General features: G+C 63.2%; 18 protein-coding genes and 1 pseudogene. 4 read left to right on the top strand and 15 right to left on the bottom strand.

What is annotated here, in order from left to right:
- The 11 genes from A2J01_RS19735 to A2J01_RS19685 all read right to left on the bottom strand — a co-directional run.
- On the bottom strand, positions 1 to 152 hold a 152-nt coding region (locus A2J01_RS19735; protein WP_197494256.1), incomplete at its 3' end, for an SRPBCC family protein.
- Between the two features lie 74 nt (positions 153 to 226).
- Positions 227 to 1,864 carry a solute symporter family protein gene (locus A2J01_RS19730; RefSeq protein WP_007727752.1) on the bottom strand — a complete coding sequence of 546 codons (1,638 nt, stop codon included), beginning with the start codon at positions 1,862 to 1,864 and terminating at the stop codon, positions 227 to 229.
- The gene (locus A2J01_RS19725; RefSeq protein ID WP_003939976.1) at positions 1,861 to 2,223 is read right to left on the bottom strand and encodes a DUF485 domain-containing protein; all 363 of its coding nucleotides are present in this window, start codon (positions 2,221 to 2,223) and stop codon (positions 1,861 to 1,863) included. The genes A2J01_RS19730 and A2J01_RS19725 overlap by 4 nt, the downstream gene beginning before the upstream one ends.
- A 162-nt stretch (positions 2,224 to 2,385) precedes the next feature.
- Positions 2,386 to 4,137 carry a sodium/solute symporter gene (locus A2J01_RS19720; protein ID WP_064113369.1) on the bottom strand — a complete coding sequence of 584 codons (1,752 nt, stop codon included), beginning with the start codon at positions 4,135 to 4,137 and terminating at the stop codon, positions 2,386 to 2,388.
- Positions 4,138 to 4,147: 10 nt separating this feature from the next.
- Positions 4,148 to 4,519, bottom strand: a complete 372-nt coding sequence (locus tag A2J01_RS19715) for a hypothetical protein (protein ID WP_064113368.1) — start codon at positions 4,517 to 4,519, stop codon at positions 4,148 to 4,150.
- A complete protein-coding gene (locus tag A2J01_RS19710) occupies positions 4,516 to 5,307 on the bottom strand; it encodes a LytR/AlgR family response regulator transcription factor (RefSeq protein ID WP_003939723.1) in 792 nt (263 codons plus the stop codon). The genes A2J01_RS19715 and A2J01_RS19710 overlap by 4 nt, the downstream gene beginning before the upstream one ends.
- 51 nt (positions 5,308 to 5,358) lie before the next feature.
- Positions 5,359 to 6,576: a sensor histidine kinase gene (locus tag A2J01_RS19705; RefSeq protein WP_030534943.1), complete on the bottom strand. Its 1,218-nt coding sequence runs from the start codon at positions 6,574 to 6,576 to the stop codon at positions 5,359 to 5,361.
- Complete coding sequence (locus tag A2J01_RS19700) at positions 6,573 to 6,959, bottom strand: MmcQ/YjbR family DNA-binding protein (protein ID WP_042921394.1); 387 nt, start codon at positions 6,957 to 6,959, stop codon at positions 6,573 to 6,575. The genes A2J01_RS19705 and A2J01_RS19700 overlap by 4 nt, the downstream gene beginning before the upstream one ends.
- A 4-nt stretch (positions 6,960 to 6,963) precedes the next feature.
- A complete protein-coding gene (locus A2J01_RS19695) occupies positions 6,964 to 8,181 on the bottom strand; it encodes a lipase family protein (RefSeq protein ID WP_050654687.1) in 1,218 nt (405 codons plus the stop codon).
- Positions 8,182 to 8,196: 15 nt separating this feature from the next.
- The gene (locus A2J01_RS19690; RefSeq protein ID WP_042451113.1) at positions 8,197 to 9,843 is read right to left on the bottom strand and encodes a Na+/H+ antiporter; all 1,647 of its coding nucleotides are present in this window, start codon (positions 9,841 to 9,843) and stop codon (positions 8,197 to 8,199) included.
- Between the two features lie 121 nt (positions 9,844 to 9,964).
- A complete protein-coding gene (locus A2J01_RS19685; protein ID WP_003940164.1) occupies positions 9,965 to 10,156 on the bottom strand; it encodes an antitoxin in 192 nt (63 codons plus the stop codon).
- A 180-nt stretch (positions 10,157 to 10,336) separates the two neighbouring features.
- On the opposite strand from A2J01_RS19685, the gene A2J01_RS19680 reads away from it, so the two are divergent.
- Positions 10,337 to 11,479 (top strand): GGDEF domain-containing protein, encoded by a 1,143-nt coding sequence (locus tag A2J01_RS19680; protein WP_064113367.1) that lies wholly within the window; start codon positions 10,337 to 10,339, stop codon positions 11,477 to 11,479.
- 6 nt (positions 11,480 to 11,485) lie between these two features.
- Here A2J01_RS19680 and A2J01_RS19675 read toward each other — a convergent pair whose 3' ends face one another.
- From A2J01_RS19675 to A2J01_RS19665, 3 genes are all read right to left on the bottom strand, one after another.
- A complete protein-coding gene (locus A2J01_RS19675; protein WP_003940410.1) occupies positions 11,486 to 13,990 on the bottom strand; it encodes a cation-translocating P-type ATPase in 2,505 nt (834 codons plus the stop codon).
- A 76-nt stretch (positions 13,991 to 14,066) separates the two neighbouring features.
- Positions 14,067 to 15,182: an MBL fold metallo-hydrolase gene (locus A2J01_RS19670; RefSeq protein ID WP_007727770.1), complete on the bottom strand. Its 1,116-nt coding sequence runs from the start codon at positions 15,180 to 15,182 to the stop codon at positions 14,067 to 14,069.
- A 62-nt stretch (positions 15,183 to 15,244) separates the two neighbouring features.
- Positions 15,245 to 15,976: an enoyl-CoA hydratase gene (locus A2J01_RS19665; RefSeq protein ID WP_003940192.1), complete on the bottom strand. Its 732-nt coding sequence runs from the start codon at positions 15,974 to 15,976 to the stop codon at positions 15,245 to 15,247.
- A 112-nt stretch (positions 15,977 to 16,088) separates the two neighbouring features.
- Here A2J01_RS19665 and A2J01_RS19660 point away from each other — a divergent pair, with 112 nt between their 5' ends.
- Together A2J01_RS19660 and A2J01_RS19655 are read left to right on the top strand one after the other, a co-directional pair.
- Positions 16,089 to 17,192 (top strand): NAD(P)-binding domain-containing protein, encoded by a 1,104-nt coding sequence (locus A2J01_RS19660; RefSeq protein WP_042451119.1) that lies wholly within the window; start codon positions 16,089 to 16,091, stop codon positions 17,190 to 17,192.
- On the top strand, positions 17,189 to 18,631 hold the full coding sequence (locus A2J01_RS19655; protein ID WP_042451121.1) for a phospholipase D-like domain-containing protein: 1,443 nt from the start codon (positions 17,189 to 17,191) through the stop codon (positions 18,629 to 18,631). Before A2J01_RS19660 ends, A2J01_RS19655 begins: the two co-directional genes overlap by 4 nt.
- 4 nt (positions 18,632 to 18,635) lie before the next feature.
- Here the strand turns inward: A2J01_RS19655 and A2J01_RS19650 are convergent, their stop codons facing one another.
- Positions 18,636 to 19,145 carry a DUF6630 family protein gene (locus tag A2J01_RS19650; RefSeq protein ID WP_042451123.1) on the bottom strand — a complete coding sequence of 170 codons (510 nt, stop codon included), beginning with the start codon at positions 19,143 to 19,145 and terminating at the stop codon, positions 18,636 to 18,638.
- A 378-nt stretch (positions 19,146 to 19,523) separates the two neighbouring features.
- On the opposite strand from A2J01_RS19650, the pseudogene A2J01_RS19645 reads away from it, so the two are divergent.
- A pseudogene (locus tag A2J01_RS19645) lies at positions 19,524 to 21,047 on the top strand (sensor histidine kinase); the annotation flags it as partial.

Raw genomic sequence — 21,047 nt, 5'->3', positions numbered from 1 at the left:
ATCTCGGTGCCGACACCCAGTTGTTCGGGAAGTTCACTGCGCCATCCGTCGTGAACCACGAGCCAGTTTTCGTATCCGCTGAGATCGGACGCCTTGTCCCACACTTCCTGAGGAGGAAGCGGAACGTCGATTTTCACTGTGAGCTTTGCCATGGCAGAACAATAAGCCCCGTGCGCCTTTTCCGTAACCAGAGGTACCAGAAAGACGCACGGGGGCTTTGCCCCTCTTAGTGGCTGACAGCCTTTTCGACGCCGACGCCGGTGAGGGAGCGAACTTCCATCTCCGCCTGCTTTGCCGGATCTTCGATCTTGTTACGTCCGATGTACGTACCGACGATGCCGAGGACGAATGCCAGCGGGATCGAGACGATGCCGGGGTTCGAGAGCGGGAACCAGGCGAAGTCGGAGTTCGGGAACATCGACGACGGCTTGCCCGACACCGCCGGGGAGAACACGATCAGCGTCAAGCAGCTGATCAAACCGCCGTAGATGCTGAAGAGCGCACCGGTGGTGTTGAACTTCTTCCAGAACAACGAGTAGAGCAGGGTGGGCAGGTTCGCCGAGGCCGCCACTGCGAAGGCGAGAGCCACCAGGAAGGCGATGTTCTGCCCCATCGCCATGATGCCGAGAACGATGGAGACGAGTCCGATGACCACGACGGTGATTCGAGAAACTCGAACCTGCTGCTCCTCGGTTGCGTTGCCGCGCTTGATCACACTGGCGTAGATGTCGTGAGCGAACGACGCCGAAGCAGTGATCGCGAGACCGGCAACGACGGCGAGGATGGTCGCGAACGCCACCGCGGAGATGATGCCGAGGAAGATGGTGCCACCGAGCTCGAAGGCGAGAAGCGGAGCGGCCGCGTTCTCCTTACCAGGCGCTGCCAAGATCTTGTCCGGTCCGACCATGCTGGCCGCGCCGTAGCCGAGAACCAGTGTGAACAGGTAGAAGGCACCGATGAGCGCGATCGCCCAGGTCACCGAGCGGCGAGCTTCCTTGGCAGTGGGCACCGTGTAGAAACGCATCAGCACGTGCGGCAGGCCCGCGGTGCCGAGCACCAAAGCGATTCCGAGAGAGATGAAGTCGAGCTTCGTCATTCCGGAAAGACCGTACTTGGCACCGGGGCCGAGGATGTCGCGTCCCTGCACACCCTTGGTGGTGGAACTGTTGACCATGTCCTGCGCATTGGCGAGCAACTGAGAGAAGTTGCCGCGCACTGCCCACAGAACGAGTACGAACATGATTCCGGCTCCGGCAACCAGCAGAACTGCCTTGACCATCTGTACGTAGGTGGTGCCCTTCATGCCGCCGACCAAGACGTACACGATCATCAGCACACCCACGATCGCGACGACGATCGACTGTCCCACCTTGCCGTCGATGTTGAGCAACAGGGCGACAAGTCCACCGGCGCCGGCCATCTGGGCAAGAAGGTAGAAGAGGGAAACCGCCAGAGTGGACAGGGCCGCCGCCATGCGCACCGGACGCTGCTTGAGCCGGAAGCTCAGGACGTCGGCCATCGTGAATCTGCCCGTGTTCCTGAGCAATTCGGCGACCAGGAGCAGTGCAACCAACCAGGCGACAAGGAAGCCGATGGAGTACAGGAAGCCGTCGTAGCCGTACACGGCGATCGCACCTGCGATACCGAGGAACGATGCCGCCGAGAGGTAGTCACCGGCGATGGCGAACCCGTTCTGCGGGCCGGTGAACTGCCCACCACCGGTGTAGAAGTCGGACGCCTTCTTGGTGGTCCGGCTGGCGCGAATGACCAGCGTCATGGTCACGACGACAAACGCGAGGAAGATCGCGATGTTGAAGGCTGGGTTTCCTACGTCCGTTCCGGACGCGGCGAGTGTGGTGATCACTGTGCGGGACCTTCCAGTTCTTCACGGATGGCGGCGGAGCGGGGATCGAGCTCACGACCGGCGAACTTCACGTACCACGCGGTGATGGCGAAGGTCGTGACGAATTGCCCGAGGCCGAGGATGATGCCGAGATTGATGTTGCCGAGGACCTTGGTGGCCATGAAGTCGTGGGCATAGGTAGCCAGGACGACGTACACCGCATACCAGAGCAGGAAGAATGCAGTGATGGGGAAAACGAACTTGCGCAGACGCGTTCGGAGTTCCTGGAATTCGGGACTCGCTTGCATGTCTATGAATGCCTGGGCATCCGGGGTGCGTCGCTCTTGCGGCGACCCCTCACTGATTTCTGCTGTGGACACTGCCGGCTCCTCGCCTCGCGTGTGAAGTGAACTACGCACAGACGTTAGTGAGATCGGAGTCACATGAAGACGCTGTGGCGCCAGTCACACGGTGAGCAGTCGCGCGCTGCGCCGAACGGTCAGGCAGGCGCGACCAACGGCAGAGGGTTCGGGCGGTGAAAGTCAGGGTTGGCGGAGATCGTCTTCGCGATCGGAGCCCATTCCGAGACGTTCCGGGGCGTGCATCCGCGTGAAGATTCGCGCAATATCTGCCGGTATCTGCTTCGACGACACCTTGCTCACGACGATCATCGTGAGGAACGCCAGCGGCACGCTCACCGCGGCCGGGAACGCGAAAATGGCTGCCGGCCAGCCACCGAGGACGTCCTCCGACAAACCACCCAGGACGGCGACAGTAGCGGCAGTGCCCGCAACACATCCACCGACAACCATCCCCGCCCCCGCGCCGACGGCAGTCAGACCGCGCCACCAGATACCCAATACGAGCAGTGGGCAGAGCGTCGACGCAGCGACTGCGAACACCAAACCGACGGTTCTCGAGAGGTCGACCGACACCACCGCCAGCGACAGCACGAGAGGAACGACCCCGGCCAGTAGCGCTGCAATACGGAAGTCTCGAACTCGACCACGGAGAACATCGGTACTGACGACGCCGGCGATGCTGACGAGCAATCCGGACGACGTCGACAGGAAAGCGGCGATGGCACCGGACGCCACGAGGGCTGCCAGCAGTTGTCCGCCCCACCCCGAGAACACCGAGCCCGGCAACAGCAGCACCGCCGCGTCAGAGGTGCCGGTGATCAGAAGTTGCGGGACGTACAGTCGAGCGAAAACACCGAGGAGTGTCGGAAACAGGTAGAACACGCTGACCAGACCGACAACGGCGAGCGACGTCAGACGGGCTGCCCGGCCGTCGGGGTTGGTGTAGAACCGGACGAGAACATGAGGAAGGCCGAGCGTTCCGAGGAAGGTCGCGAGCATCAGCGAGTACACCTGGTACATCGGGTGCGGCCCACCGAAACCCCAACCCGGGGTGATCCAGTCAGAGTTCTGCGCGGGCGCTCCGGCGACGACAGGGACAGCGGCTCCCGCTTCGAGGACCATGGACATGCCTTCACCGAGAGTGTGCTCCCCCGGCCCCAGGGTCATCGTGCCTTCGACCGCTCGCCCGTCGACTGTGCCGCCGCTGACCGTCACCGGCTCGGACACCTGGACGACGACGTCGGTGGTGATGTCGACGGTCGTCGCAGTGGTGACCGTCGGCGGCATCGACGCGCCGACGTCGTGGTGATCGCCGAAGAAGTAGAAGGTCAGTGCCACAGCGGGAATCGCGACGGCAGTCAGTTTCAGCCAGTACTGGAAGGCCTGAACGAAGGTGATCGAGCGCATCCCGCCGCCGACGACGTTGGCGATGACGATGACCCCGACCGCTACGCCGCCGATCCAACTGGGAACCCCGAGCAAGATATTGAGCGTCAGTCCCGCGCCTTGGAACTGCGGGATCAGGTACAGGATGCACACCATCGCGACCACGAGCATCGCGAGCTTGCGCAATCGCGGTGAGCCGAGACGGAACTCGGCGAAATCGGGGACGGTATACGCACCGGAACGCCGAAGCGGCGCTGCGACGAACAGCAGCAGGGCGAGGTATCCGGCGGTGAAGCCGATGGGATACCAGAGTGCGTCGGCGCCGTACTTGGCGACCAGCCCCGCAACACCGAGAAACGAAGCAGCAGAGAGGTACTCGCCGGAGATGGCCGTCGCATTCCACCGCGCACTGACGGTTCTGGACGCGACGAGAAAGTCCGAGGTGGTACGAGCGAGCCGAACGCCGTAGATTCCGATAGCCACCGTCGCGACAGCTGCTGCCACGATGCCGAGCACCGTCAACACCGGGATAGGTTGTCCTCCCACAGTGCCGCGCTCAGTCGTCCACGATGTCGTTGAAGTCTTGCTCGTTTCGCTCCGCACGACGCACGAACACCCAACCGGTCGTCAACAGCAAGGGATACACGGCGCCGCCCATCACGAGCCAGGGCAACCGGATGCCAAGGACCGCGACCTCCGACAGCGTCGGGAAGAGATGCGTCAGCAGCGGCACCGCACACAGGAGCCCGGCTGCGACGACGGCAAGGCGAATCGCCAGTCCCAACTGCGCGCGAACGAGACCGCGGATCATGGCGTCACCGACTTCGGTCTGTTCCTGCACCTCCACCCGTGTTCGCACGATCCGTGCGCCACTACGTTGCGCCAACACAACGCGCTCACGCTGCGGAGGATTGGACTGCGACGTCACCGCGACAACCAACTCTGCTTGGGCGCACGAACCAGTCGATCCTTGAGTTCACGGGTGTGTCTGCGACTGACCGGAAGCTCGACGGGAGGCTTGTCGCCGTGCGGGCGCAGACAGACCACCAATCCACTGCCCACGGTTCGGATGCCGGTGACCAGCGCCAGAGATACCAGGTAGGAGCGGTGCACACGCAAGAAGCCCGCGTCGGCCCAGCGTGATTCGAGCGTCGAGATCGGGATGCGCACCAGGTGCGACTTTCCAGCGGTGTGCAAACGCGCGTAGTCCCCGTCGGCTTCCACCCACTCCACCGAGGAACGCTGAACTAGCGTCGTGACACCGCCCAGTTCCACCGGGATCACCTCGTCCGTGGGCGCAGCTTCGGGTTTGCTCTCACTCTTGGTGCGCCCGGCCAGCCCCACGATCCGCTGAACGGCCTGAGCGAGACGCTCCTCCCGGAGCGGTTTGAGTAGGTAGTCGACGGCGCCGAGATCGAATGCGTCAACCGCTCGATCGTCGTGCGCTGTCACGAACACCACGGGCGGTGGCGTCGCGAAATTGGAGAGGATGCCTGCCAGTTCGAGACCGTCGAGTCCGGGCATGTTGATGTCGAGAAACACCGCGTCGATGCTTCCACCGCGCAGTATCCGCAACGCTGTCGTCGCATCCGATGCCGTGTGAACGTGCGCCACCGAGTCCTCGGCGCGCAGCAAGAAGGCCAGCTCGTCGAGGGCCGGTTTCTCGTCGTCGACGGCAAGGACGGTCAGCTGGGCATCAGTGTCAGTCTCGTTCACAACAGGTCCATGTTCCCACGACGGTTTCAGCCTGATCATCGAAGGCGAGAATCAGACGTGAATACCCTGCTTGAACTTGGGAACACGCATGCTGACCTTCGTACCGGCACCCGGCGCTGTCTCCACCACGAGTCCGTAGTCGTTGCCGAACGCGGCACGAAGTCTGTCGTCGACGTTGGCCAAACCGACGTGAGCAGCTTCTCGTGCGCTGGGTCGCCCCGATCCCGACTCGATGGCGTCGAGCGAACCGGAGCGCAGTAGTTCGGGGTCCATCCCCACACCGTCGTCCTCGACGCTGATGATGCAGTCCGGTCCCTCGTCCGCAGCCACGATGCTCACGGTCCCGCCCTCCGGCTTACTCGAAATGCCGTGACGAACCGCGTTCTCGACCAGCGGCTGGAGGGCAAGGAAAGGAAGAACCACGTTGAGCACTTCGGGTGCTATCTGAAGGCGGACGTTCAGAGCCTCCCCGAATCGCGCGCGTTCGAGGGTCAGGTAACGATCGATGTTGCGCAGCTCGTCGGCAAGCAGGGTGAACTCACCCGCAGATCGGAACGAGTACCGCGTGAAGTCCGCGAACTCGAGGATCAGTTCTCTGGCCCGCGCCGGATCGGTTCGAACAAACGATGCGACCGTGTTGAGCGCGTTGTAGATGAAATGAGGACTGATCTGTGCGCGCAGGGCACGCACTTCGGCTCGATCCAACAGGGCTCTGGACGCGTCGAGGTCGGCGAGTTCGATCTGACTGCAGGCATATCGTGCCACCTCGGTGACCGCTCCGAGCATTCCCGGCCACGGGTCCTCGCTGGTGACGATTCCCAGTACGCCGACCACGCCGATGTCCTCGATCAGCAGGGGCTGAGCGATCAGCGCTCGCACATGGTGATCGCTCGGTCCGCGCACCAGGTCCGAGTGCGTGACGAGTACCCGGCGTTCGCCTTCGATCGCACGAATGGCGGCGTCGTGGAATTGTTCGGACAACGCTTCGTGACGGCCGTCCCACGCCAACAGGTTTCCCGACGCGTCTGCCAGGCCCAGACCGGAGCCGCCGGTCAGCTCACGTAGGTGAGGCGCCGCCTCGGCGGCCGAATTCTCGTCGAGTCCACGCCGAAGTGGCCGCGCGGCAAGCGAAGCCGTATGGAGAGCGGCATGGACGGCACGTTCGGTGGGGGTGGTCACCTCACGTCTGGTGCGCATCCACACAGCCGTCAGCGCCCCGGCCACTGCGAGAATCAGCACGCTGAGAAGCGCGACCACGGCCGGACTCACCGCGAGTCCTCGTCCAGTTTCCGTATCAATGTTTTCGGAGCCACCGTGCGGTACGCATCTTCGACGACGTCGGCTACGTCGTTCCAGAATTTCTCGTCCTCGGTCTCGTCGGCACTCGGAACGTCGAGGTACACGCCGATCCATCCCCGGCCACCCACGTACGGAGGGACGAAGAACCTCGACGGGTCACGACTGACCCAATCTGCCTGCGCCCCAGGTGGGGCCGCGGCCCAGATCGCGACGCGATCGTCGTGGTGGTGATCTGCCATGGTGACGAACTGCGGCGCCTTGCGCACGAACCACGACGCTTCACCGTGGCTGACCCGCTCGGTCGCCTCCGGCAATGCCAGTGCAAGAGCGCGGATTCGCTCCAACGGCGTCATCGATTCACGACCCGCAGGTATTCGGTGCCGGAACACCTGCAAATCGATCCTTCACCCACGCGACAGCTCCCGGCACAGCGGCGCCGTCCGCATGACCTTCACCCGGTCGCGCCTGGAATTCGATGACGTCACCGTCGGCGCAGGCGCGTTCGACTGCCGCCTCGGTCCATTCCGGACGGATCAGGTTGTCGTTGGTACCGACGACTACGTACATCGGACCGCTCGCGCGTTGACGGGGAAGAGCAACATCGCTGAGCCACGCGTGAATTCGGTCCGCATCCTCGGCGGTGGCCGGCCGCGTGTCGGCGGGCGTCACCTTTCCGACCAGACCCAACTTCTCCGTCGCCCGAGCGGTCAGGCACGAGGTGAGCAGGTCGTAGTTCTGCTCGAATGCGCCGCGCACGTAGTCGGTTCGTTCGAGGTCCGGATGGGTGAGGGACAGCCCTTCGAGTACATAGGGCAGCAGCAGTTGCTGAGGCAGTGACAGATTCACCTCGGAATCACTCGAGATGATCGGCGAGATGTCCGCTGCCGGGGACAGGTTTGCTGCACCGACGAATTCGAGTCCGTCGCCGTAGGTGTCGGCTTCCTCGGCTGCTGCCCAGGATGCCTGCCCGCCTTGGGACAGCCCCAGAGTTGCCCAACGAGTCGAGGTGTCCGGAACGACGTTGCGCGCCGCTCGAACCGCGTCGATGACGTTGAACGCCGCGGTGTCCGGTTGCAGGTAAGGATGCGGGTCCGGAGTGCCGAGGCCCTCGAAGTCGGAGACAGCGACCACGTATCCCGAGTCGAGGAACGGCGCGACCAGGCCGATCGTGCCGAACAGGGTCGGCGAGGCCGACGGCGCGCAGTCGTCCGAAATACCCGTCGTGCCATGGCCGATGGAGACGATCGGCCAACCGCCCTCCGGCGGAGTTCCAGGCGGCGTGAACACCGTTCCCGACACCTGAGTCTCTCGGCCGTCGATACCGGAGGTGGAGCCGTACAGGATTTTCACCGCGCTTGCTCCGGACGCCGCCACTTCGGCTGTGCTGGTGAAGGGTTCACTGTCGAACACGACGCCACGTTGCGCACTGCTCTCGACCGACGGGGTTGTCGTGGTCGAGGTGTCGGTGACGGAGACATCCGGCGAGGCATCCGATCCGCAGCCGACGCTCACGAGAAGTGCGCTCGCCACCACGACTCCCCAGACTGCGCGAACCCTCGAACTCCGAACAGTCATACGCAGTGTTCCCCTCTATTTGCCCGCACCGCTACCTGCTCGGCGACGCCTGACACGTTCCTCTGCTGCGGCCTCTTCGATGTCGAGTCCTTCCAATACGGTACGCAATACCTCGTCGTCGAGATCTCCGTCGTCACGTGCGGCGATCAGCGCAACTCGTTGCGAGCGCAGTGACTGATGCCGGAACTTGTCGAACAGAGCTCCCGCATTCCACAAGGCGGCCTCGCGATCGGCGTCCTCGTCGACCTCCTGGAGTTGAAGCCTCGCCTGCATCGAGCGTCGTACGCGTTCGACGATCGCCTGCAGTTCCTTCCCGTCGATCCCCGGCGGAGGGTGCGCGGCCGCGTCTGCCAACGCCTTCTCTCCCGCCTTGCGAGAAATGTTGCGGGCCAACTCCATCTGTTCCTGCGTGCGCAACTGCTCGTAAGGATCCGCGACGTCGAGGCGACGGATCATGAACGGCAAGGTAGATCCCTGGATGAGCAATGTCCCGACCGCGACGATGAACGCGATCGCCTGGATGACGCCGCGTCCGGGGAACGGCTCGCCGGACGAGAGTGCAAACGGGATACCGCCGGCCGCAGCAAGAGTGACGACGCCGCGCATTCCCGCCCACGAGACCACCAGATTCTGTTTCCACGTCAGTTGATTCTCGCGATCACGGCGCAGGGTTACACCGAATCGCACACGCGAGTAGCTCAGGAACAGCCACACCGGCCGAATCACGATGACAACGGCCAGGACTGCGAGACCGTACGCGAACACGTGAAGCACCGGAAGTCCGTCGGCGACAACATCGTCGATCACAAAGCTCAGCTGGAGCCCCATGTATGCGAAGACGAACATCTCGAGAAGAGTGTCCAGGCTCGACCACACCGAGCGCTCCTGCAATCGCGTCATGATCGACGCGTCCGTCGAATAGTGCCCGATCACCAGACCAGCGACCACAACGGCCAGAACACCGGACGCGTGTAGTTCTTCGGCGGCCAGGTAGGCAGCGAACGGAAGCACCAACCCCAAGCCGGTTTCCAGTGGAGAGTCGTACATGCGGGCACGAACGAACTTGACGACAAACGCGAGCACCAAGCCGACGACAACGCCGCCGATCACTTCGTACGCGAAGAACAACAGGGGCGAATCGGTGGCAATTCGCGTTCCGGTCACTGCTGCGACGGCGACGGTGAAGAGCGTGAGCGCGGTGGCGTCGTTGACGAGCCCCTCGCCCGTCAGGATGGCGATCACCCGTTTCGGGAGCCCGAGCTTCTGACCGACCGCCACCGCGCTGACGGCGTCGGTCGGCGCGATCACGGCCCCGAGCACCAGGGCGGCGCCGATCGTGAACTCGGGCACCATCCATTCGGAGAAGAAGGCAACCACGAACGCCGTCACCAACACCATTCCGACGCCGAGGCGCAAGATCGGGGCCAAGTTGCGTTTGAAGGTCGCCACCGAGAATTTCAGAGCGGCCGAGTAGAGAAGCGGCGGCAGGACCACACCGAGAATGACGTGGGGATCGAGTTCCGGCCGCGGCATACCGGGTATGAAGGATGCGACCGAACCTACCGTCACCAAAACCAGCGGAGCCTGCAGGTTTCGTCGATTGGACAGCCCGGTGACTGCGATGGCGGCAATGACGACCAGCAGAATCCAGGTGAAGTTCACGCGTTCATTCTGCCCGCCGACCCTGGGAGTTCACCCAGCGGACGCACAGAAGCCCGCAACCTTTTCGGTGACGGGCCCCTGAGCAACGGTGCTACCGAAAAACGGTATGCCGAATCCGGTATTACTGCTTTTCGGGAACAGCCTTCTTGGCGGCCTCAGCTGCCTTGTCGATCTGATCGCCGTACTTGTTGCCGGTCTTGTCGTCGGCGATGTCGGCGACCTTGTCGATAGCGTCGTGAACCTTGTCGGAGTTCTCCGCTGCGAGCTCCTGGCCCTTTTCGACCAATCCCTTGACGTTGTCCAAGAAACCCATGTCCGTGTCCTCTCCCGGTGCTGACGCACATCCTTCGGCGGAATCGTTCCTCCGCGCCCTTCGATTCTCACAGGTCGACGGCCTCTGCGCCAGAAAGCAGGTCCGTGCGTTCGAGCCGTGCGCAACTCGAGGTAGCGTTAACCCGCCAATAGCTGATTGACCACCCATCGACATCGACAGGTGCCCGGTTTGAATGCAGGACTGCGCGGGACGGGGAGCGACCCCTACCCCACGCGTGAACTGCTGTCCCGGTGGTGGTCGGATCGCACCGATTACACCTGGCTCCCCCGATTCCTCGACACTCGCGGGCTGACCGTTCCCGGACGCAAATTAGTCGCGGTGTGGTGTTTTCTCTTCGCCCTGATCGCGGCGACCATGCAGTTGAGCCGCTTCGGTTCCGACACCGCCCTGGCGCGGTCGATCTTCGCCCTCGGAACTATCAGTGGCGCCTATGCGGGCTACCGCTGGGCGCGTAATGAATCGTGGCCAACTTGGCGACAATCCGTGGCCTTTGTCGTCTGGGCCGACCTGTGGCTCGCCGTCACTCTCTTCTTCGCCGTGCGCACCGCTTTCGTCGGAACCATCGGCTGCATCTTGTTCATCATGATCGGCTTCTATGCGGCGATAGTTCACAGCCCTCGCGTTGCCATCAGCCACATCGGTTGGGCTCTTGCTGTCTGGACGACGCTCGCTGCCATGGCGATGTCCGAGCCGGTCAACGACGACTGGGTGGTCGTGAATCTCTATCTGATGGTTGCCGGTGTGGTTTTCTCCACCGCATGGATTCTGCAGATCGTCTGGCTGCGCCTGACCGACGACGCACGCAACGCCCACCGGGACTACCTCACCGCGACACTCAATCGCCGCGGACTCCAGGACGAGGCACAGCATCTGCTGCGCAGTGATCGAACGCAGGCTCTGATCGCACTACTCATCGACGTCGACTCGTTCAAAAACCTCAACGACACACACGGCCACGTCGCGGGCGACGACGCGTTGACCGCTGTCGCCGACCGCCTCCTCGCTGCCGCCGGACCCGATGCGGTGGTGGCTCGAATCGGTGGAGACGAGTTCGTCGTCCTGCGCGGAGTCGATCGAGGAGATATCGAGCGGGTCGCCACCGAGACACATTCGGCGGTCTCGTCCGACTCCGATCCCTATCCTGTGTCCGCCAGTACCGGCGTCAGCGTCTATCTGAGCCCCGAGACGGACTTACCGGATCGAGCTGTAAACGAACTGATCGAGCACGCAGACAATGCGATGTACCGAGCCAAGAAGCGCGGCGGCGATCGCATTGCCTGGGTGCAGATGTTCAGGCGCTGAAACTACTCACTCACTGTGGGCATGGTGATGCTCGCCGGGCAGGTCGTCGGGTGTCGCGAACATCTTTCGTTTCTCCCCGTGCAGGCGTGCGCTGATCCACCACGAGAGTTCCACGAGTACAACGCCGATCGCGCCGAGGGTGATCGCGAGCGTCGTCGCAGCGACGTTGCTCGGATCCAGTTTGAAGAACTCGCGGGTGAACGGCAGCGCGAACAGGATGAGGTATCCGGCCACCGACCCGCCGATCAGAACGAGCTTCCACCAGACGTACGGCCGAGCCACGACGGCCAGAACCCACACGGCGATCATGATCAACGTGATGAGCGCACTGGTTCCGGCCTGGATCTTCTGGGTTTCCGTCTGGTCCGGGCCTTGGTAAGCCAATACGTAGGAGATGAACGTGGTGATGCCGATGATCAGGCCCGACGGCAACGCCAGACGCATCACGCGCGAGACGAAACCGGTTCGCGCGCGCTCGTTGTTGGGTGCCAGAGACAAGATGAAGGCCGGGATACCGATCGTGAACCACGCTGCGATCGTGACGTGGCGGGGCAGGAACGGGTACGGCAGCGGTTCGAAGTCGAAGACCTGGGACAGGACGCCGGTGATGCCGATCAGGAACGCAAGCACCACCGAGTAGACGGTCTTGGTCAGGAACAGATTCGACACACGCTCGATGTTGCCGATCACTCGGCGGCCTTCCGCGACGACGTACGGGAGCGTCGCGAACTTGTTGTCCAGCAGCACGATCTGGGCCACGGCTCGGGTAGCCGGGCTGCCCGAACCCATCGAGACTCCGATGTCGGCGTCCTTGAGGGCGAGCACGTCGTTGACGCCGTCACCGGTCATCGCGACGGTATGTCCGCGAGACTGCAAGGCCGCGACCATTTCCCGCTTCTGATCCGGTCGCACTCGACCGAACGTCGTTGCTCCGTCGAGAGTGTCCGCCAGCTTTTCCTGATCGCTCGGCAGCTCTCGCGCGTCGATGGGACGGTCGCCGCCTTCGAGTCCGAGGGATCCGGCAACGGCGCCGACGGAAACCGCGTTGTCGCCGGAAATGACCTTGACCGCGACCTTCTGGCTGGCGAAGTACTCCAACGTCTCCTGGGCGTCCGGGCGCACTTTCTGCTCGAGCACGACCAGAGCTTCGGGGGTGACGGTGCCAGGGGCGTCGGCGTCGTCGACGGGGAGGTCGCTGCTGCCGAGCATGAGGACACGAAGTCCGCTCGAACCCACTTCCTCGGCCTTGCGGGCCATTTCCGAGTCGGGATCGAGCAGCACGTCCGGGGCACCGAGTACCCAGTTGCCGTGACTGCCGTACGACTGGCCGCTCCACTTCTTCGCCGAGGAGAACGGCGCCACCGCTGTCGCTTCGCCCCACCCGGAGTCGTCGGAGAGAGACTCGCGAATCGCCAGGACACTCGCGTTGGGGCGAGGGTCGGACGCGGCCATCGCGCTCAACGCGGACTTGACCGCAGTCTCCCCCGATCCACCCGGTGCGACGTCGACCTCGGACAGCCGCATACCGTTCTCGGTCAGCGTTCCGGTCTTGTCCGCGCACACCACGTCGACACGAGCCAGACCCTCGATCGCCGGCAACTCCTGAACGAGGCACTGGCGCTTGCCCAACCGGATCACACCGACCGCAAATGCAATGGACGTCATGAGCACAAGGCCTTCGGGAACCATCGGAACCAGAGCTGCCACCATGCCGTTGAGTGCCGGTCGGATCGGCAGGCCGATCGTGAAGAGCTGATTGAAGATGATCAGCGCACCCGCCGGAATCATCAGGTAGGTGATGAACTTCAGGATCTTGTCGATGCCGCTGCGCAGTTCGGAATGCACGAGGGTGAACTTGCTCGCCTCTTCGGCCAGCTTGGCCGCGTATGCATCGCCGCCGACCTTGGTGGCGCGGTATGCACCGCTGCCCGCGGCAACAAAACTGCCCGACAACACTTGCTGGCCACTCGCCTTGTGAACCGGATCGGCCTCACCGGTGAGCAGCGATTCGTCGACCTCGAGTGCAGCCGAACTGACCACCTCACCGTCGACGACTATCTGGTCACCGGATCCGAGTTCGATAATATCGTCGAGCACAACATCTTTGGGCGCCATCGCCACGGCGACGCCGTCACGCCTGACCATGGGCTTGGCCTGACTCACGATGGCCAGAGCGTCGAGCGTGCGCTTGGCGCGGATCTCCTGGATGATGCCGATACCGCTGTTCGCGATGATCAGCAGTCCGAACATACCGTCGATGATCGAACCCGTCGCGAGCACGATCACCAACAACACGGTCAGGATCGCGTTGATGCGAGTGAAGACGTTGCCGCGAATGATGTCCTTGACCGAGCGGGACGCCCGGTCCGGTACATCGTTGGTTTGTCCCGACGCGATCCTTGCTGCAACCTGATCGGCGGTCAGACCGCGGGCGACGTCGACGTCGTCCGGCAATCGCTCAGGGGCTACCGCCACTGCTGTCTCTTCTGAACTGGTGTGCTCGTGAGCCATGGTCAAAGATTACGCACCCGGAGCAACTAATCAGGGTGCGACTCGACAGGCAACCACGTCCGCGACACTTCGCCGCTCAGCCCAGCGGTATCCACCACTTCGACGGCGGTGTCGGTGACAACGCGTCGATCCTGCCGCCCGGCATCGGGACCGACACTGTTGTGCCCGCATCTGCAGCCGACTCGTCGAGGCGAATGATCGGCTCCGACCACGAGTGAAACGCGAGGTTGAACGTCGCCCAGTGAATCGGGACGAAGACACCGCGCGACCCGTCGCCCTTGTTGAGGTCGATGTGCGTCTGCACTGCCTCTTCCGGATTCATGTGGATGTCCGGCCAGCGCACGTCGTACGCACCGACGGGGAGAAGCGTCAGATCGAAAGGCCCATAGGTTTCACCCAGCTGTTCGAAACGCGATGTGTATCCGCTGTCACCACCGAAGAAGACCCGGTGCTTCGGCCCGGCGAATACCCACGACGCCCACTGCGTCGTGTTCCGGACGAGGCCACGACCGGAGAAGTGACGAGCCTCCGTGCACGTGAGGACCAGGTCGTCGATTTTTGTCGACTCGTCCCAGTCCAATTCCACGATCCGGTTCTCGGGCACCTTCCAGTGCCGCAGGTGAGCCCCGATACCGATCGGCACGACGAACGGAGCGGTCTGTGTACGAGTCAGGGTCTTGACCGTAGCCATGTCGAGATGGTCGTAGTGATCGTGAGAGATGACTATCGCATCCACTGCAGGCAGTTCGGTCAAAGCCACCGGAGTGGGGTGCATGCGCGCGGGACCTACTGTGGCCGAGGGTGATACGCGTTCACTCCACACCGGATCGGCGAGAACGCGGTAGCCGTCGACCTCGACGAGAACGCTCGAATGGCCGTACCACGTCACCGCCGCGTCGCCGGCTGCCGCCGGTGCCAGCGGAGTGGCCAACGGAATCGGCCGACGCGGCCGACCCGTCGACCCTCGCGTGGCCATCGACTTGAACATTCCGACATCGGTGCCCGGAACCAGTGTGCTGCTGGGCTCCGAGTTGTGGAACTGGCGGTCCCGGTATCGCGGGGACATCGCCGCATACGGTTGCACCGTGTTTCGCGAGGCCCCGATCTGCGTCGGGATGCCCCATGCGGCTCGCGCCACCCACCCCGTCGCCGCGGCAACAGCAGCAACTCCGAGAACCGTCGTCTTCTTCATTCAGACGAGCGTAGCCACTATCTGCCCTGCGTGCCCGGCGCCTGTTTTCCCTGCAACCAGCTTTACTTACCCTTGAATACGGGAGGGCGGTTCTCGATGCGGGCAGCGCGGGCTTCCTGGACGTCCTCGCTGAGCCAGGCGGCGTGAAGCGCGTCGAGCTGCTCGGGAGACTGCTCCTCCATGGTGCCGTCGTCGTTGAGAACCATCTTCATGTGCCGCAACGACAGCGGTGCGAGATTCGCGATGCGGTGTGCCCATTCCTGAGCGTCGTCGAGGGTTCCGATTTTGTTGGCGAGGCCGCGAGTGAAGGCTTCTTCGGCGCCGATCTGTTCGATGCCGAGCAAAATGGTGCGCGCGGGACCGCCGCCGACCAGCGACGCGAGCCGACGCATCGTCCACTTGTCCACCGAGACACCGAGGGTGGCGGCCGGGATTCCGAAGCGAGCGCTCGGCGCCACGACGCGAAGATCCGACGCGATGGCCAGTTGCGTGCCCGCGCCTATAGCCGGACCGTTGACGGCAGCGATGACGGGGATGGGCGCCGTGTCGATAGAGCGAAGCATCTCGAACAGGCGATCGGTGAAGCCCTCCATGTAGACGTCGCCGGAGAGGTCCGCGCCTGCACAGAACGCCGATCCCTCACCGGTGATGACGACGACGTGCGCGTGCTCGGCTACCGCCGCGTTCATCGCGTCCCGTATTGCGATGCAGAGTTCCGCGCTGAGCGCATTACGACGCTCGTGACGCTGCAACTCGATGGTCACGACGTTGCCGTCACGGGAGAACCCGATCATGTCCGCTCACTTTCGTTTCTGGAAGGCTCGACACAGGGATGTTCCGAGGCGCCGATACCGTCCGCATACTTCTCTGCAGCTAAGTTCTGTACATCAGGAGGTTAGATTACCGATGAGTACAGACGACCTTGCCGCACAGCAACCACACCCGGTTGACGTGGTGGTGATCGGCGCCGGACAGGCCGGACTCTCCGCCGCCTACTACCTGCGCAAGTTCGGAATCGAGCCCGAATCGGGGTTCGTGGTGCTCGATCATGCGTCGGGGCCGGGCGGGGCGTGGCAGTTCCGTTGGCCGAGCCTGACACTGAGCACCGTCAACGGCGTCCATGACCTCCCGGGAATGTCCTTCGCGGAAACCACCGGTACAGACGCCGAACAGGTGCCTGCATCGGTGGCGGTCCCCCACTACTTCGAACTGTACGAAAAGCAATTCGAACTTCCCGTCCACCGCCCGGTACACACGCGAGTGGTGTGTCCGAGGGAAGAGCGCCTGCGGATCGAGACCGACCAGGGAGTATTCGCGGCGCGAGGCTTGATCAACGCGACGGGGACCTGGGAGCGGCCCTTCATCCCCCACTATCGCGGGGCCGAGTCGTTCCGTGGCCGACAACTGCACACGAAGGACTATCGAACCGCTGCCGAGTTCGAAGGCAAACATGTCGTCGTGGTCGGCGGCGGGATCTCGGCCGTCCAACTGCTCGACGAGATCTCACGCGTCACGACCACTACCTGGGTGACGCGGCGCGAACCCGAGTTCCGCGACGAGCCGTTCACGCCGGACATCGGCCGCGCTGCGGTTGCCATGGTCGAAGATCGTGTACGACGCGGCCTGCCACCGGGATCCGTTGTCTCGGTGACCGGCCTCCCGGTAACGCCTGCCATCCGGGCAGCGCGAGAGCGTGGTGTGATGAATCGACTGCCGATGTTCTCCGAAATTCTTCCGAACGGCGTGAAGTGGGCCGACGGTACCGTCGCCGACGCCGATGTCATCTTGTGGTGCACCGGTTTTCGTAGCTCACTCGATCACCTGGCGCCGTTGCACCTGCGCGGACCGGGTGGCGGAATCCCGATGACCGGGCGCCTCGCCACGCAGGTCGAAGCCGACCCTCGCGTGCACCTGGTGGGATACGGACCGTCGTCGTCGACGATCGGAGCCAACCGCGCCGGCCAAGCGGCAGCGCGCGAACTGACCGCGTACCTGGGAATCGGCGAATGAACAGAATCCTTGTTCCGGGCGAAACCTGCTGGCGCATCGAACCGGCGGACAATCTTGCCTGCATCGTCGACGCCGCTGACTACTTTCATCATGCGAAGTCCGCAATGCTGCAAGCTGAGAAGCGAATCATGTTGATCGGCTGGGACTTCGACACGCGCATCAAACTCGAACCAGGCAAGCAGACTCTCGACGGCCCCAACCGGTTGGGAATGTTCCTCCGCTGGCTCGTCCGCGAGAAACCCGACCTCGAAATCCTCGTACTCAAATGGAACATCGGCGCGTTCACCGCAATCGGCCGCGGTATGACTCCCGTCTTCGTGTCCAACTGGTTGACCGACGAGCGCCTTCGGTTCGAGATCGACGGCGCCCATCCGGTGGGCGCGGCGCACCATCAGAAGATCATCGTCATCGACGACGCCCTGGCGTTCTGCGGCGGCATCGACATGACTGTGGACCGCTGGGACACCTCGGATCACGTCGACCGAAACGATTACCGAATCACTCCGAGTGGAAGGCGTTACGGCCCTTGGCATGACGCGACCACGGCGGTCGACGGCAATGCGGCGGCGGCCATCGGCGAATTGGCGCGGGCACGTTGGAAATCCGCAACCGGCGAGGATCTCACACCGGTCGAGAGCACCGCGACTCCGTGGCCCGTCAATCTGGCGCCCACCTTGCGGGTTGTCGACGTAGCCGTCGCCAGAACATTGCCGGAGCTCGGCGAACGCACGGAGGTGCGTGAGATCGAGGCGCTGTATCTCGCGGCCATCGCCGGGGCCGAGCACACGCTGTACATCGAAAGCCAGTACCTCGCCTCACGCACTCTGGCCGAGGCGATTGCCGCGCGCCTGCGTGAGGACGACGGACCGGAGATCGTTCTGGTCATTCCGCGCAACGCCGACGGTTGGCTGGAACAAAAGGCGATGGACGGGGCGCGCCACGACCTGTTGCATCTGCTGTGGTCCGCCGATATCCACGACCGGTTCGGGGCGTTTTATCCCGTGACCTCTTCTGGCGCACCTATTTACGTCCACGCCAAGGTTCTCGTGATGGACGATCGCCTCCTGCGAATCGGGTCGTCGAATCTCAACAACCGTTCGATGGGCTTCGACACCGAGTGCGACATCGCCGTCGAATCCGACGACGACGCAGATGTCGAGTTGCGCGCCTCGATCATCGGATTGAGGCGCCGCCTACTCAGCGAGCACCTCGACGTCACCGAGGAAGAAGTCGACGACGCGTTGGGCGAGCAGTCACTGTTGTCGACGGTTCGCGCTCTCGCGACCTCCGACGCTCGCAGTCTGCGCGAATTCGACCGGAACACAGTCGACGGCGAAGACCACGTGCTCGCTGAAAATGCACTGATGGATCCCGAGCGCACGCCACCCAGACTGAGCGATCGAATCGAAGGATTGCGCCGCCTGCTCGGCAAACGCTGAGACTCTAGAACACGCGCACGCAGTGCCCGGTTGCCAGCGCGAGTTCGACGAGCGTTGCACCGTGAACACTCGGGACGAGCGCGAGGAGAAACGTATCGCTGTCGCTGTCGAGCCAGGCAAGTGAAACGCCCGTATCGGTGATGTTGTCGACGATACGGGCGAGAAGCGATTCGAGTCCGGCAGCTCGATCGAAGCCCATGGCAAGACTGTCCGCCCACTCCCACGATCCTGCCGGCGCCGACGTGAGCACTCGCAGCTGACCCAGAACCTCGGCAGCGCCCTCGTTCCAATCCACCCAGACCAGGCGTTCTTGTTCGTGCAATGCGTCGACGAGAGCAAACCACGCCATTTCCGGGTGCGGCTTCTCGAGCGTCTGTGAGTACAACTCGTTCTGTACTTCGACATACCGTTCCGGCTGGTCGATCGCGAGAGTCACACGATCGATGACAACAGCGCTGTCAGGGGCGAGCAGTTCGGCGATCGCGCGCAACGCGTCGCGAGCAGTTCCACTCACTATGGCTCCAAGTTCAATTCGGTCATCGGTGCGGTTTCCACATTCTGACATGCGTGTGCGCCTCGTTCGGACGTGTCCTCGATGTCGGGACACGAGCCAGATGCTTGCCGTGAGTTCCACGAATTCCCGGGCAACACCGCTCGACGAGCTACCAAATTGGACTTTCCGGCTATCCCATTCGCCGCACTTGTCCGTTTACCCTTTCACCTGGCCTTACAATCCGGATATAGTCATCGGCGATCCAAGAAGCCAACTGGGATGTAGCGAGCCAGCGAACAGTCTGTTACCGTTCAGCTAACTACCCCTTCTGGTCAAACCGGATCGAAGGGGTTCGGGCAATGACCCACGGGGGGTTGACGTGAAGGGGCCATGTTCCGCATGAAACACGATTCACACACGACAACCTCTTGGTGGTCGATCGGCGAATGGCGCCTGGGATGGAAGGTCATCGCCGTTCTCGCATTGCCGATGATCGTCGCCGTCGTCCTCGGAGCCCTTCGCGTTCAGACGGAACTCGAAGAAGCCGCACAGCTGAGTTCCTCGTCCGAGCGCGCCCTCGCTGTGCCCGCCGCGATCAATCTCGAATCCGCGCTGTACGAGCTCGCCGAAGCCGCATCGGCACGCACTGACACCGGCCCCGCCACACAAGCGGTTTCGGACGCAATGGATCAACTGGTCGACGCCGCGCGCGCGTTCCAGTCCGACGACGACCTCAACGACCAAGTGACTTCGGCGCTCGCAGAGAGCCGTTCCATCATGGAAGAGGTCGCCGCCGGCGCGGTGGCTCCCGCACGCTTGGTTTCGCGGGTCGGCGAAGTCTCTCGCGCACTCTCGAGCACCTTCACCAGCGTCGTCGAGCATTCTCAGCGTCCGGCGCTGCGCGAAGAGGGTGGCCGACTCTCAGCACTCTGGGATGCGCGACGAGCACTGGCCGAACAACGAATCCTCTTCGGCTCAGGTGATCCGGACCAGCAGGCTCGTACCTCGATGGTCAGTGCCGCCGGTGCCGAACTGGTCGCTCTGAACAACATTCTCGCCATCGACGGGAGCAACGACACCGTCCGGACCCTCAGCAACTCCGCTCAGAACCGGATCAACGCACTCGGATCAACCCCGTCGACCTCTCCTCTGGGGAGCCGCGTCGGTACCGATCTGAAATCCGGAAACGACCAGTACAACAGCCTGACCGACACCACCGTCACCGAGTTCGGCGATACCGTCACCGCTGAATCCAATGCAGCACGAACCGCAGCACTTCGTGACACTGCAATCGTGCTCGGCGCGGTCCTGCTGGCACTGGCCATCGCCCTCGTCATCAGCCGATCGCTCATCGATCCGATCCGTCGGCTGCGATTTGCCGCATTGCAAGCAGCACGACGCGGACTCCCCGACGCGATCGAACGAATTCGCGCAGGTGCCAGTATCGACGACGTCGACTTCGCCCGTGTACCGATCCGCACCCACGAGGAAATCGGCGAGCTTGCACGCGCGGTGGACGACATGCACGGTCAGGCCATCACGCTGGCCGGCGAGCAGGCCACCCTGCGGCGCCAGGTCAACGACATGTTCGAAACGCTGTCGAGGCGTAACAAGTCCCTCGTCGACCAGCAACTCGGTTTGATCGAACAGTTGGAGCAGGACGAAGACGACCCTCGTCGCCTCGAGAATCTGTTCCGGCTCGACCACATCGCCGCGAGAATGCGTAGAAACGGCGACAACTTGTTGGTTCTCGCCGGAACCGATGTACGCCGCGCCAGAACCGCCCCCGTCGCTCTCGGCGATATCCTTCGTGCGGCGGTATCAGGCGTCGAGGAATATCGACGCGTCGAACTCGGGCAGATACCGCCCGGAGTCGTCACCGGTCATGCTGCCCCGGACGTCGTTCACCTCATCGCTGAACTG

The sequence above is a fragment of the Rhodococcus sp. EPR-134 genome, assembly GCF_001647205.1.
Classification (GTDB): Bacteria; Actinomycetota; Actinomycetes; order Mycobacteriales; family Mycobacteriaceae; genus Rhodococcus_F; species Rhodococcus_F qingshengii.
This window is presented reverse-complemented; position numbering and strand designations above follow the sequence as displayed.